At 69.4% G+C, this 13,098-nt stretch carries 14 protein-coding genes; 9 read left to right on the forward strand and 5 right to left on the reverse strand.

The genetic code is table 11. The features are described from left to right. Position 1 precedes the first annotated feature (1 nt). The 8 genes from C265_RS15005 to C265_RS15040 all read left to right on the forward strand — a co-directional run bounded on the left by C265_RS15005 (position 2) and on the right by C265_RS15040 (position 6,503). On the forward strand, positions 2-796 hold the full coding sequence (locus C265_RS15005; protein ID WP_010809148.1) for a DUF3106 domain-containing protein: 795 nt from the start codon (positions 2-4) through the stop codon (positions 794-796). Between the two features lie 120 nt (positions 797-916). After that, on the forward strand, positions 917-1,453 hold the full coding sequence (locus C265_RS15010; RefSeq protein WP_011614849.1) for an RDD family protein: 537 nt from the start codon (positions 917-919) through the stop codon (positions 1,451-1,453). Continuing rightward, positions 1,450-2,430, forward strand: a complete 981-nt coding sequence (locus C265_RS15015) for a triacylglycerol lipase (protein ID WP_010809150.1) — start codon at positions 1,450-1,452, stop codon at positions 2,428-2,430. The genes C265_RS15010 and C265_RS15015 overlap by 4 nt, the downstream gene beginning before the upstream one ends. Before the next feature lie 119 nt (positions 2,431-2,549). Then, complete coding sequence (locus tag C265_RS15020; RefSeq protein WP_011614848.1) at positions 2,550-3,524, forward strand: UDP-2,3-diacylglucosamine diphosphatase; 975 nt, start codon at positions 2,550-2,552, stop codon at positions 3,522-3,524. A 61-nt stretch (positions 3,525-3,585) separates the two neighbouring features. Beyond that, positions 3,586-4,707: a glycosyltransferase family 1 protein gene (locus tag C265_RS15025; protein WP_010809152.1), complete on the forward strand. Its 1,122-nt coding sequence runs from the start codon at positions 3,586-3,588 to the stop codon at positions 4,705-4,707. Beyond that, positions 4,634-5,119, forward strand: a complete 486-nt coding sequence (locus C265_RS15030) for a diacylglycerol kinase (RefSeq protein ID WP_010809153.1) — start codon at positions 4,634-4,636, stop codon at positions 5,117-5,119. Before C265_RS15025 ends, C265_RS15030 begins: the two co-directional genes overlap by 74 nt. Before the next feature lie 101 nt (positions 5,120-5,220). Next, positions 5,221-5,922 (forward strand): TetR/AcrR family transcriptional regulator, encoded by a 702-nt coding sequence (locus C265_RS15035; RefSeq protein ID WP_010809154.1) that lies wholly within the window; start codon positions 5,221-5,223, stop codon positions 5,920-5,922. Continuing rightward, positions 5,919-6,503 carry a TIGR00730 family Rossman fold protein gene (locus C265_RS15040; protein WP_010809155.1) on the forward strand — a complete coding sequence of 195 codons (585 nt, stop codon included), beginning with the start codon at positions 5,919-5,921 and terminating at the stop codon, positions 6,501-6,503. The genes C265_RS15035 and C265_RS15040 overlap by 4 nt, the downstream gene beginning before the upstream one ends. A gap of 24 nt (positions 6,504-6,527) precedes the next feature. On the opposite strand, the gene C265_RS15045 is transcribed toward C265_RS15040, so the two are convergent. The 5 genes from C265_RS15045 to C265_RS15065 all read right to left on the reverse strand — a co-directional run bounded on the left by C265_RS15045 (position 6,528) and on the right by C265_RS15065 (position 12,114). Further along, entirely contained in the window at positions 6,528-7,124 is a 597-nt protein-coding gene (locus C265_RS15045) for a DUF924 family protein (protein ID WP_010809156.1), read from the reverse strand. Between the two features lie 44 nt (positions 7,125-7,168). After that, positions 7,169-7,585 (reverse strand): group II truncated hemoglobin, encoded by a 417-nt coding sequence (locus C265_RS15050; protein ID WP_010809157.1) that lies wholly within the window; start codon positions 7,583-7,585, stop codon positions 7,169-7,171. 24 nt (positions 7,586-7,609) lie between these two features. Further along, positions 7,610-10,216: an ABC transporter permease gene (locus C265_RS15055; RefSeq protein WP_010809158.1), complete on the reverse strand. Its 2,607-nt coding sequence runs from the start codon at positions 10,214-10,216 to the stop codon at positions 7,610-7,612. Positions 10,217-10,291: 75 nt separating this feature from the next. Next, positions 10,292-10,894 (reverse strand): DUF4126 domain-containing protein, encoded by a 603-nt coding sequence (locus C265_RS15060; RefSeq protein WP_010809159.1) that lies wholly within the window; start codon positions 10,892-10,894, stop codon positions 10,292-10,294. A 122-nt stretch (positions 10,895-11,016) separates the two neighbouring features. Then, entirely contained in the window at positions 11,017-12,114 is a 1,098-nt protein-coding gene (locus tag C265_RS15065; RefSeq protein ID WP_010809160.1) for a substrate-binding domain-containing protein, read from the reverse strand. 144 nt (positions 12,115-12,258) lie between these two features. On the opposite strand from C265_RS15065, the gene C265_RS15070 reads away from it, so the two are divergent. After that, positions 12,259-13,092, forward strand: a complete 834-nt coding sequence (locus tag C265_RS15070) for a substrate-binding domain-containing protein (protein ID WP_010809161.1) — start codon at positions 12,259-12,261, stop codon at positions 13,090-13,092. Positions 13,093-13,098 lie beyond the last annotated feature (6 nt).

The following is a 13,098-nucleotide window of genomic DNA, read 5'->3' on the forward strand; positions in this document are numbered from 1 at the left end:
CATGGCGCGCGCAATATTCCACCCCGACGCCTTGCGCCGCCGGCTGGCCGCGCTGCTGGCCGGTGCCGGCGCAGCCGCCTGCTGGGGCCTGCTGCCGCCCGCGGCGCATGCCCAGGGGGCTTCGGCGGTGACAGCGCCTGCGGCCGCGCAGGCAACCAATGCCCGGCCGGCCTGGGCCGATCTGAGCCCGGTCAACCAGCGCATCCTGGCCCCGCTGCAGCCGCTGTGGGACAGCCTGCCGGAACTGAACCGCCACAAGTGGCTGCGCATCGCCGAGCGCTACCCCAAGTTCTCCCCGGCCGAGCAGGCCCGGCTGCAGGCGCGCATGGCGGAATGGGTCAAGATGACCCCGCAGCAACGCCGGCTGGCGCGCGAGAACTACCAGATCACCCGCTCGCTGCCCGCCGAGAAAAAGGCCGAGGCCTGGGACAAGTACCAGCAGCTGCCTGAAGAGCAGAAAAAGAAGCTGGCCGCCACCGACCACGTGCCGCGCCGCCCCGGCGCTGTCAGCGCGCTGCCCAGCGGCAAGCGCCTGCCCAGCGAAACCAGCCGCCAGTTCCACCGCGAGCCGAAATCGGCCAGCGCCGCAGCGGGTCGCAGTGGCCACGCTGCCGGCAAGCCCGCCAGCGAAGCCCAGGCGCAACCGGCCTCCGCGCCCGCGGCCGTGACCGCCGCCTCGGCGCCGGCCGCCTCGGCGCCGGCCGCCTCGGCACCGGCAGCGCTCGCCGCACCGGCATCCGCAGCCGAGGTCGCCACCGAAGCGGCCGCGGCTTCCGACGCCACCGTGCGCCAGTAATCCCCACGTCATTTGGCATAATGGCCGTCTCACGCCGGCCAGCGCAGCAAGGCCGGCCCCGACTGACCCGCGCCGGCACCGCCATGCCCCCGTGCGCCAGCCCAGCCTTCTTCGCCTTCCATGCCCGCTGCCACCCTCGATCCCAAGCCCGCCGCAGCCGCCCGCCCCGCCGCCCCGCCCTTGCGCCGACGCATCGCCTGCATGCTCTATGAGGGCGTGCTGCTGTTCGGCGTGCTGAGCGCCTCGACCGCTGCCTACCTGCTGGTGCAACCGCTGCTGCAGAAGCTTGGTGTGGACGGGCCGCTCGTGATCCAGGTGTGGAGCTTCCTGGTGATGGGCCTGTATTTCACCTGGTTCTGGCAACGCAACGGCCAGACCCTGGCCATGCAGACCTGGCGCATGCGCGTCGAGAACGCCGCCGGCGTGCCGCCGCGCTGGCCGCAGGCGGCGCTGCGCTACGTGCTGGCATGGCTGTGGCTGCCGCCATCGGCGGCAGTCGGCCATATGCTGGGGCTGGTCAAGGGGCCGTTCGTAGCGGTGCTGTGCGCCGGCCTGCTGGTCTGGGTCCTGCTGGCGTGGCTGGATCCGCGCCGCCAGTTCCTGCATGACCGCCTGGCCGGCACGCGGCTGACCGACCTGCGCCCGCCCAAGCCATGAGCCTGTCGGCCGCCGGCATCCGCCGCCTTGCGGTGACCTTGCAGGCAGCCGCCGCGCTGGGCATCGCCGCCGGGCTGGTGCAACTGGCCGGATGGCCATGGCCCGGCGCGGTCGCCGCCGGTGTGGCGGCCATCCTCGGCAGCTTCGCCAGCGGCATTGCCTTCGCTTTCGCCCTGAGCGGGCGCGGCCTGTGGGTCGGGCGCGGCAATCACCCGCCCGCACCACCGCTTGAACTCGCCGCCACGCGCCGTCCGCTGCGCCTGCCTGAGGCGTTGCGCTGCTTTGCGGCCGAGTGCGTGGCCGTGCTGCGCATGTTCGACTGGCTGCAGCCATTCCGCGCGCACGCGCCCTTTGCCGCACCGCTCGATGCCCTGCCCGGCCGCGACGCCCCGCCGGTGCTGCTGGTGCACGGCTACGCCTGCGGGCAGGCCATCTGGCTCGACATGCAGCCGGCACTGGCCGCCGCTGGCTACCGCTGCGAGGGGATCGAGCTCAAGCCGGTGTTCGGCGACATCGACGACTACGCGCGCACGCTGCTGGCCGCCATGCGGCGCATCACAGCCGAGGCCGGACGCCCGCCGCTGCTGGTCTGCCACAGCATGGGCGGGCTGGCCGCGCGCGCCGCGCTGCAGCTGGCGGGCGACGAAGACGTCTGCGCCGGCGTGGTGACGCTGGGCAGCCCCCATCACGGCAGCGCGCTGGCGCGCTTTGGCGGCGGCCCCAATGCGCGCCAGATGCGTTGCGGCAGCCCCTGGCTGCGCGCGCTCGCCGCCGCGGAAACCCCGCGCCGCCGTGCGCGCATGATCTCGATCTTCAGCTGGCATGACTCGATCGCCGGGCCGCCTTGCACCGGCTGGCTCGACGGCGCCGGGCATATTGCGCTGGCCGGCATCGGTCATGTCACGCTGCTGCGCCATCCCGCCGCGGTGCGTGCGGTACTCGACGCCCTCGCTGAGCTGTCCGCGCGCGGGCACTGACACCTGCGCCAGCCAGGACTGTTCCACTTCCGCCACGATTCATATGTCAGTCATGTTTCCGTCACGGCACCGTCATCGCGGGCTGGCTGAATGCAGCCATCGCCGCAACCGGGACTGCCATGGTGCAAGCAATCCGATCTGCCCGCGGGTATTTGTCGAAGACCGCGCAACTGACGCAATGGCTGCGCCGCAGCCCTGACAGCGACAGCGCCGCGCCGCTGACCGCCTTCATGGCGCCGGCCCTGGATGCCGCGCTGGCACCCCAGCGCGAACAGCAGCAGACCTACCCGCCCGAGCCGCACCCGATCCAGCGCTACCGCGCCATCTGGCTGTCGGACATCCACCTGGGCACGCCCGGCTGCCAGGCCAACTACCTGCTGGACTTCCTCAAGCACAACGAATCCGACCAGCTCTACCTGGTCGGCGACATCATCGACGGCTGGCAGCTGCGCCGCGGCTGGTACTGGCCGCAAAGCCACAACGACGTGGTGCAGAAGCTGCTGCGCAAGGCGCGCAAGGGCACTGAAGTGATCTACGTTCCCGGCAACCACGACGAGGCCGCGCGCCAGTTCGACGGCATGGCCTTCGGCGACATCACCGTGCGCGAAGAGGCGGTGCATGTCACCGCCTCCGGGCGCCGGCTGTGGGTGGTGCACGGCGACCTGTTCGACGGCGTGGTGCAGCACGCGCGCTGGCTGGCCTACCTCGGCGATTCGCTGTACACGGTGATCCTGGCGCTGAACCGCCACTTCAACCGGCTGCGCGCGCGCCTGGGCTTCCCGTACTGGTCGCTGTCGCAGTTCCTCAAGCACCAGGTCAAGAACGCGGTCAACTACATCGGCGCGTTCGAGAGCGCGATGGTCGATGAAGCGCGCCGCCGCGGCTGCGATGGCGTGGTCTGCGGCCATATCCACAAGGCCGAGATCCGCGAGGTCAATGGCCAGCTCTACTGCAACGACGGGGACTGGGTCGAAAGCCTGTCGGCACTGGTCGAGACCATGGAAGGCGAGCTGAAGATCGTCTACTGGACCACGCTGCTGGACGCGCCGGCCCCGGCCACGCGCCGCCGTCGCCGCGCCGCCGTGGCGGGCTGATCCCGGCCTGCCACCGTTTGCCCCAACCGCATTGCCCTTCCACCGCGCCCGAGGAGGCTGCATGAAGATCCTGATCGTCACCGATGCCTGGGAACCGCAGGTCAACGGCGTGGTGCGCACGCTCAAGTCCACGCGCCGCGAACTCGAGGCCATGGGCCACACGGTCGACATGATCACGCCGCTGGAATTCCGCACCGTGCCGTGCCCGACCTACCCCGAGATCCGCCTGTCGCTGTTCCCGGCGGCGCGCGTGCAGCGCCGCATCGAGGCCTTCGCTCCGGATGCCTTGCATATCGCTACCGAAGGGCCGCTGGGCCTGGCCGCGCGGCGCCACGCGCTCCGCCGCCGGCTGCCCTTCACCACCGCCTACCACACACGCTTTCCGGAATACGTGCAGGCGCGCTTCGGTATCCCGCTGGCATGGACGTACCGCTTCCTGCGCCGGTTCCACGGCCCGGCCCAGGCGGTGATGGCGCCCACCCCGGTGGTGCTGGACGACCTGCGGCGCAATGGCATCACCAACGCCGTGCTGTGGACGCGCGGCGTGGACCTGGACGTGTTCACGCTGCAGCGCCCCAACGTGCTCAACACCGCCCACCCGATCTTCCTGTACGTGGGCCGCGTGGCGGTGGAAAAGAACGTCGAGGCCTTCCTGGCGCTGGACCTGCCCGGCTCCAAGTGGGTGGTCGGCGACGGCCCGGCGCTGCCGGCGCTGCGCGCGCGCTATCCGGGCGCCAACTACCTGGGCGTGCTGAGCCAGCCCGAGCTGGCCCGGGTGTATGCTTCGGCTGATGTGTTCGTGTTCCCGAGCCGTACCGACACCTTCGGGCTGGTGCTGCTGGAAGCGCTGGCCAGCGGGCTGCCCGTGGCCGCCTATCCGGTCACCGGCCCGATCGATGTGCTGGGCGACAGCCCCGCCGGCGCGATGCACGAAGACCTGCGCGAAGCCTGCCTGGAAGCGCTGCGCATCGACCGCGCCACGGCACGTGCCCACGCCGAGCGGTTCTCGTGGCGCGCCGCCTCCGAGCAGTTCCTGGCCCATCTTCGGCCGTTCGCTGCCGGCAAGCCAGGCCGCGACAGCGCAGCGGCCCAACCCGCCCCGCAAAACCATGCCCAAACCCCATCCGGAACTGCCGTCCGACCCGCCTCTGCAGAGGCCGCCGCAGGCAGTCCAGAGCGCTGACTATTCGATCGAGCAGAACCCCCACAAGGCCAACCGCGGCCTGACGCGCGCCTGGCATGCGGCCATCAATTCGCTGTCGGGGCTGCGCTATGCGGTGCTCGAGGAAAGCGCGTTCCGCCAGGAGCTGACGCTGGTGGCAATCCTGGCGCCGTGGGCATTCCTGCTGCCGGTGGACGTGGTCGAGCGCATCCTGCTGCTGGGCACGCTGCTGGTGGTGCTGATCGTCGAGTTGCTCAATTCCAGCGTCGAGGCGGCAATCGACCGCATTTCGCTGGAGCGGCACAGCCTGTCCAAGCGTGCCAAGGATTTCGGCAGCGCCGCGGTAATGCTGGCGCTGGTGCTGTGCGGCGGCACCTGGGTCGCCATCGCCGGGCCGCACGTGGTGCGCTGGGTGCGGACGCTGGCGGGCTGATCCGTCACTCGCCGGGGATGCCGGATGGGGTGGCCGGGCCGATTGCTTATAATCGCTACCCTGCCCCCGACTTACTGATCGCACCGATCGCCCGGACGCCCATGGAACCGAAACCGCAAACCGGCCCCCGCCGCACCAGGGACCGCATCCTCGACGTCTCGCTGCGCCTGTTCAACGAAGTCGGCGAACCCAACGTCACCACCACGACGATTGCGGAAGCCATGGAGATCAGCCCCGGCAATCTCTACTACCACTTCCGCAACAAGGACGACATCATCAACTCCATCTTCGTGCGCTTCGAGCAGGAGATGGAGCGGCGCCTGAAGATGCCGGACGACCACAAGGCCACGCTGGACGAAAGCTGGGGCTACCTGCAGTACATGTCCGAGTTCCTGTGGAACTACCGCTTCCTTTACCGCGACATCAACGACCTGCTGGCGCGCAACCGGATGCTGGAGACCAACTTCAAGCGCATCGTCGAGCAGAAGAAGCGCTTTGCGCACGAGATCTGCCGCCAGTTCATCGACGACGGCGAGATGGAAGCCACGCCCGAGCAGGTCGAGGCCATCTGCACCAACATGGTGGTGATCGCCACCTACTGGCTGTCGTTCCAGTTCGTGCAGCATCCGCGCCAGTACAACGACCCCGAGCAGATTCGCGGCTACCTGCACGGATCGAGCTACCACATCTTCTCGATCCTGGCGCCCTACCTGCGCGGCCGGGCCCGGGACGCATTCGACCAGCTGGCGCGCGACTACGCGGCAGCCAAGGCCGCAGCCGACGCGGCAAAGGAAGCAAAGTGAAATCGGTCTGCGTGTATTGCGGCTCCAGCCCCGGCAACCGTCCCGAATACGCCGAAGGCGCGCGCCTGCTAGGCCGCACGCTGGCCGAAAGCGGCCTGGCGCTGGTGTACGGCGGCGGCAAGGTGGGCCTGATGGGCATCGTCGCCGACGCCGTGATGGAACATGGCGGCAGCGCCATCGGCATCATCCCCGACGCGCTGATGCAGAAGGAAGTGGGCCACCGCGGCCTGACCGAGCTGCACGTGGTGCGCAACATGCACGAGCGCAAGCAGATGATGGCGGACCGTGCCGACGCCTTTATCGCCATGCCGGGCGGCGTGGGCACCTTCGAAGAGCTGTTCGAGACCTTCACCTGGCTGCAGCTGGGCTACCACGACAAGCCGGTGGGCCTGCTGAATGTCAACGGGTTCTACGACGGCCTGCTGGGTTTCCTTGCGCACGCAGTGCGGGAAGGCTTCATGAAGCAGGTGCATGCCGACCTGCTGCATGTGGCAGACACGCCCGCCGGCCTGCTGGGCCAGCTGGCGGCCGCGCCGCGCGTGCGCGTCGACAAGTGGCAACAGGCGCGCGACAAGACCTGAGCGCGCCCCTGCTGCCGGCCTGGTTCAGAACGACGAGCCCGGCTGCCGCAGGAACGCCAGTTCCTGCTCTGTGCTCTGCCTGCCCAGCACCGCATTGCGGTGCGGGAAGCGGCCGAAGCGCGCGATGATCGCGCGGTGCTTTTCGGCCCACTCCACCACATCCACCACGCCGCCGCTGGCCTCGCGCAGCTGCGTCATCAGACGCACTGCCTCGTCCTGGTCCTCCAGCGCCTCGGAATGCTCGAACGGCATGTAGCAGAACATGCGGTGGTAGTCCGTCGGCAGCTTGCGGTCCATGCCGGTGGCGACGATGCGCCTGGCCAGTGCCAGCGCCAGCGTATCGCTGCCGAAGCTGCGCGGATCGTTGCGGAACATGTTGCGCGGGAACTGGTCCAGCAGCACCACGCGCGCGCAGGCGCCTTCGGGCGTGACCGACCAGTCGTCCGGGGCCCCGTCGCAGGCGACCTGCCAGTCGGACAGGAAGTTGGTGCGGATCTGCGCATCGAAGGCGTCCGACTTGGTGAACCATTGCGGGCGCTCGGTATTCCAGGCGGCAGAACCGGGCTGGCCGAACCAGAAATCGAGCAAACGCACGGCGTCTTCAGGCAGTTGGTCTGTCATGGACTTGCGAAACCTTTCGGTTGAAAGAAGGGAGCGGCGGCGCCTCAGCGCGCCACGTTGCGCATCCAGTCGGCGGTCTGGAAGAACGCCTGCATCAGGCGCAGCTGCAGGTCTTCGGACAGGCCGATGTCCTGCATTGCCAGCGCCATGCAGCGCATCCACTGGTCGCGCTCGCTCACGCCGATCTCGAACGGCATATGGCGCGCGCGCAGGCGCGGGTGGCCGAAGCGCTCGATAAAGTGGTTGGGACCGCCCAGCCAGCCGCACAGGAACCAGAACAGCTTGTCGCGCGAGCCCTCCAGCGAGGGCGGGTGCAGCGCGCGCAGCCCGGCGAACTGGGTCTCCAGGTCCATCAGGTCGTAGAAGCGGTCGACCAGCTCGCGCACGCGCGCTTCGCCGCCCACCAGCTCAAATGCAGTCACCTCGGCCGTGCCGGGCTTGTCGTTGGATTCAGTACTCATCACACACTCAAACAGCGCAGCCACTCAGGCATCACGCAAGGTCGCCAGCGCGGGCTGGCGCAGCACTTCGCGCAGGCCCAGCCAGCCGCCGGCAAAAGCGCACAGCATGCCAGAAACCACGCCCACCGGCACGATCCAGGCATTGAAGCGGTACGGGAAATCGAAGACGAACTGCGACAGGCCCCAGCCCACCGCGATCGCGCCCAGGCTGGCCAGGAATCCGGCCAGGCCGCCCACCACCAGGAACTCGGCGTACTGGGTCTGGCGCACCAGCGCGGCCGAGGCGCCCAGCGCCTTGAGCAGGCCCGCGTCGCGCATGCGCTCGTCACGCGCGCCGGACAGCGCCGCGTACAGCACGGTCACGCCGGCGGCCAGCGTGAACACGAAGAGGAACTCCACCGCCGCGATCACCTGGTCCAGGATGTCCTGGATCTGGCGCAGGATCAGGTCGGTATTGACCACGGTGATGTTGGGGAAGGCCGCGATCAGCCGGTTGCCCAGCGCCGTGCTGGCGGGCGGCAGGTGGAACGACGTGATGTAGGTCTCGGGCAGCCCCTGCATCGCCTGCGGCGGCAGGATCACGAAGAAATTGACCCGCATCGAGCCCCAGTCCAGCTTGCGCAGCGAGGTCACGCGGGCCTGCACCGCCTGGCCGGCCACGTCAAAACGCAGCGTGTCGCCAAGCCGGATGCCCAGCGTCTTGGCGATGCCCTCTTCCACCGAGGCGCCGGCGTCCGGGCCGTTGGACCAGCGCCCGGCAATCACGCGGTTGCCCTCGGGCAGCGCATCGGTATAGGACAGGTTGAATTCGCGCTCGACCAGGTTGCGCGCGCGCCCGTCCTCGAAGCTGTCGCCGCGGATGGCGCGCTCGCCGATATGGGTCAGGCGCCCGCGCACCATCGGGTAGAGCAGGTCGTTGATGCCGGCGCCGGCCAGCATCTGGCGCAACGGTTCGCGCTGGTCCGGCTGGATATTGATGATGAAGCGGTTGGGCGCGTCGGCCGGCGTGGCCTGGCGCCACGAATCGACCAGGTCGTTGCGGGTCATGCCGAGCAGCAGCAGCGCCATCAGCCCCACCGCCAGCGCCACGGTCTGCAGCACCGTGACCGCGCGGCGGCGTTCCAGCACTGCCAGCGCAAAGCGCCAGCCCATCGCCGCGCGCCCGCGCAGGCGCCCGCGCAGCAGGCGCGACAGCAGCGTCAGCAACCCCAGCGCCAGCACCGCGAAGACCACGCCCGCGGCGACAAAGCCGCCCGCGGTGGTCAGCCCCAGCCGCAGGTCGCGCGCCGCCACCAGCAGCAGCGCGACAAAGGCGCCCAGGCCCAGTGCATAGGCCACCCAGGCCGACACCGGCGGCAACCCGATATCGCGGCGCAGCACCCGCAGCGGCGCCACCCGTGTCAGCGCCAGCAGCGGCGGCAGCGCGAACCCGGCCAGCAGCACCAGCCCCGCCAGCACGCCCACCAGTGCCGGCAGCAGCGACGGCTGCGGCAGCGACACCCGCAGCAGCCCGCCCAGCGACAGCAGCAGGCCATAGTGCGCCAGGTACCCGAGCAGCACTCCGGCGAGCGCGCCCGCGGCCCCCACCAGCAGGAACTCCAGGCCGAAGGCGCGCAGGATCTGCCCGCGCGACAGCCCCAGGCACTTGTAGACCGCGCAGGCATCGGTGTGGCGCTGCATATAGCGGCGCGCCGACATGGCGATGGCCACCGCCGCGATCATCGACGACAGCACCGCCACCAGCGACAGGAAGCGCTCGGCGCGGTCCAGCGTGGCACGCATCTGCGGCTGGCCCGACTCTAGCGACTCGACCCGGGTATTGCGCAGCTTGCGGCGTCCGATCTCGTCCTGCGCCCATTTCTGGAAGGCAGCGCCGGCGGCGTCGGGGCCGGCCACCAGCAGCCGGTAGGTCACGCGGCTGCCCCAGCCGATCAGCCCGGTGCTGTCCAGGTCCGACAGCGGCATCAGCACGCGCGGCGCGAAGTTCATGAAGCCGGTGCCGCGATCAAGCTCCTGCGTGATGATGCGGTCGATGCGGAAGCTGCGGCTGCCCAGTTGCAGGGTGTCGCCCACGGCAACCCCCAGGGCGCCCAGCAGCGCCTCGTCGACCCATACCGTGCCCGGCGCGGGAATGCCTTCGGCGGGCGCATCCGGCGCCCCCGCCGCACTGGCCACCTTGAGCTTGCCCCGCAGCGGATAGCCGTCGGTCACCGCCTTGAGCGCGGCCAGCTGGCTGGGCGCGTCGCCGCCGGCCGGCGCCTTGCCGTTGGCAGTCGCCATGCTCGGGAAGGTGACGGTCTGGGCCACGGCCAGCCCCGCCGCTTGCGCACGCTGCGCGAAGGCGGCATCGAAAGGCTGGTCAGCCACCAGCAGTACGTCGGACGCGATCATCTGGCGCGCGTCGCGCTCCAGGCCCAGCCGCATGCGGTCGGCCATGAAGCCCACGCTGGTCAGCGCGGCCACGGCCAGCACCAGCGCAAACAGCAGCAGGTAGAGCTCGCCGGCAATCCAGTCGCGCCGCGCCATGCGCAGCGCCTGGCGCCAGGCGGAGAAGCGACCGCCATGCGCGGGGCGCGTGCCGGCGGGGTTGGCGGCCGTGGCCGGGGCTTCGATGGCGGACTCGGGAGGCATCGGTTGCTTTGGTTCTTGGTTTCTGGCGGCGGCGCGCCTCGGGTCAGTCGAAAAAAAACGGGAATGGCCGGGAAGCTAGCGCGGTGTGCCAGGCCGCTCGGTCCTGCCGCGCAGGCTCGCATGCAGCCGGCGCACGCCGCGCCACAATTTCGGCAGCAGCCACACCGACACCAGCAGGAAGACCACCAGCAAGATCAGGAACACCACCGGCAGGAAGAACGCCAGCAGCAGGCTGCCGGTCGCGGTCAGGTCTTCAGTGAATGAGGCCGTCCAATTGGAGAACGGTTCCGGCGACACATTGATCAGCGCGCGCGTGCCCGCCTTGACCGCATGCGCGGTGCCGGCCAGCGTGCCGCCGATCAGCCCTGCCGCCACCATCCACTGCGGATCCAGCTGGCCGAAGGCGGCGGCGGCCAGGATCGCGCCGGCGGGAATGCGGATAAAGGTATGGATGCCATCCCAGACGGTATCGAACGCGGGCACCTTGTCGGCGACGAATTCGGCCACGGCCAGCACGGCGGCCACGCCGATGACCCACCAGGATTCCAGCGGCTGCAGCCCGGGCGGCAGGTCCAGCCAGCCCAGGCGCGCCAGCACGCCGGCGGCCAGCACCGCAAGGTAGAGGCGAAAGCCGCTGGCCCAGGACATGCCCGCGGCCAGCGCGGCGGTTTCCAGCATGGCGCTCCTTGCAAGGGTCTGGCGCAAGCCGATGCAAAACCGCGGTGCGCCTGGCAGGGAGTGTAATACGGACCGGGCCGCGCAGCCGCGCGCCCGTCGGCGTCATGCCGCCCGGCTCGCCCTCAGGCGTCCTCCTTGCCGCCCGGCCCGAACCACGGCAACGCCTCCTGCGGGGTCAGGATGCCGGCCGGCTCGGCCATGGTGTAGCCGGGCAGCGTTTCGATGCGCCGGGCAAAGGCCGGGTCGGCCAGCAGCGCCAGCAGTGCTGCCATCCAGCCGGCGGTCTGGTCGTTCTTGCGCAGCGCCAGGTAGTAGGCCTCGCGCGTCAACGGCACAAAGGCCAGCCCATGGGCCTCGGCATTCATGCGCAGCCCGAAGCCCACCTGCGCGCGGCCGCCGTGCACGGCCTCGGCCACCTTCTCGTTGCTGAACTCGGTCTCGTCGTAGCCGGCGATCTGGTCGGGGTACAGGCCCTGCGCGGCCAGCAGCTGGTCGAACAGCATGCGCGTGCCCGAACTGCGCTGCCGGTTGACGAAGCGCGCCTGGGTGCGCGCCAGGTCGCGCAGGTCATGCACCTCGCGCGCCACCTCCGGCGCCAGGATCAGGCCCTGCTCGCGCCAAGCCAGCCGCAGCAGCCGCACCGCGGCCGGCCGCAGCCACTTGCGCAGCGTCACATGCGCGACCGAGCCCGCGGTCTGCACCGGCGAGACATAGAAGCCGGCCAGTTCCGACTGCCGCTCCTGCAGGCAAATCAGCCCCTCCACGCTGCCGCAAAACACCGTATCGAGCTGCAGCGAGGTTCCTGCCTCGCCCAGTGCGGCGGCCAGCACCTCCACCGCCGGGTCATGGCTGCCGGTGAAATGCACCTGCGACTGCGGCTGCTGGGCATCGTCCAGCTCGGCAATGAAGTCCGCCATGGCCTTCTGCACCACTGGGTCGACCGATTCGCGCAGGCGCAGCTCGGCGCGCAGCAGGCGTTCGCCGAAGCGGGTCAGCGAGGCACCGCGGCCGCGCTCCATATCGAGCACGCTGCGCCCGAGCATTTCCTCCCAGGTCCGCATCACGCCCCAGGCATGGCGGTACGACAAGCCGATCTCGCGCGCGGCGCGGTGCAGCGACCCGGTTTCGCGCACGGCCTTGAGCAGCTGGAACACCTTGCCATTCGCGCGCGGATTGTCGTCTGGCGCGATCACCGGAAACAGGTCAAAGCGGAAGATCATATGTCCTCCGCAGCATATTTACTTGTCGATCTCAGCTGGACCACAATGAATACCCCATTCTTATGTTCTTTTGCCGCATTCTCCATGAGATCGAAAGGCAAAAGCAATTATGTCTGGAAAAACATAATACAAAGGAGCCACCGCATGTCGCCTCGCCTTGCCCAACGCCTGCGCCGCCCAGCGCGCCATCTCGTTGCGATGGCCTGCGCAGGCCTGCTGTCGGCGGCCCATGCCGGGGAACTGAAGCTGGCCACCACCACCAGCACCGAGAACTCGGGCCTGCTGAAATACCTGCTGCCGCGCTTCGAGCAAAAGGCGGGCGTCACCGTGAAGGTGATCGCGGTCGGCTCGGGCAAGGCCATGAAGATGGGCGAGATGGGCGACGTCGACGTGCTGCTGGTGCACGCGCGCAAGGTGGAAGACGCCTTTGTCGCGGCCGGCTACGGCGTGAACCGCCGCGACGTGATGTACAACGACTTCATCGTGGTCGGCCCGGCCAGCGACCCGGCAGGCGTCAAGGGCGGCAAGGACGTGCTGGCGGGGTTCCGCAAGCTCGCCGGCAGCAGCAGCAAGTTCATCTCGCGCGGCGACAACTCCGGCACCGACGTGATGGAGAAGGACTACTGGAAGCAGCTCGGCATCGAGCCCAAGGGCCAGCCGTGGTACGTCAACGCCGGCCTGGGCATGGGCGAGGTGCTGACCATGGCCGCGCAGATGCCGGCCTATACGCTGTCGGACCGCGCCACCTACGGCGCCTATCGCGCCAAGACCGGCCTGGCCATCGCCATCGAAGGCGATCCGAAGATGTTCAACCCGTACGGAATCATCGCGGTCAACCCCGCCAGGCATGCGGGTATCAACCACACGGATGCGATCAAGCTGGTGGAGTGGATCACGTCAAAGGAAGGACAGGACGCGATTGCCGGGTACAAGGTGGAAGGCGAGCAGTTGTTCTTCCCGAGCTACAAGGCAAAGTAAGCCCCC

The sequence above is a fragment of the Cupriavidus sp. GA3-3 genome (assembly GCF_000389805.1).
Classification (GTDB): domain Bacteria; phylum Pseudomonadota; class Gammaproteobacteria; order Burkholderiales; family Burkholderiaceae; genus Cupriavidus; species Cupriavidus necator_D.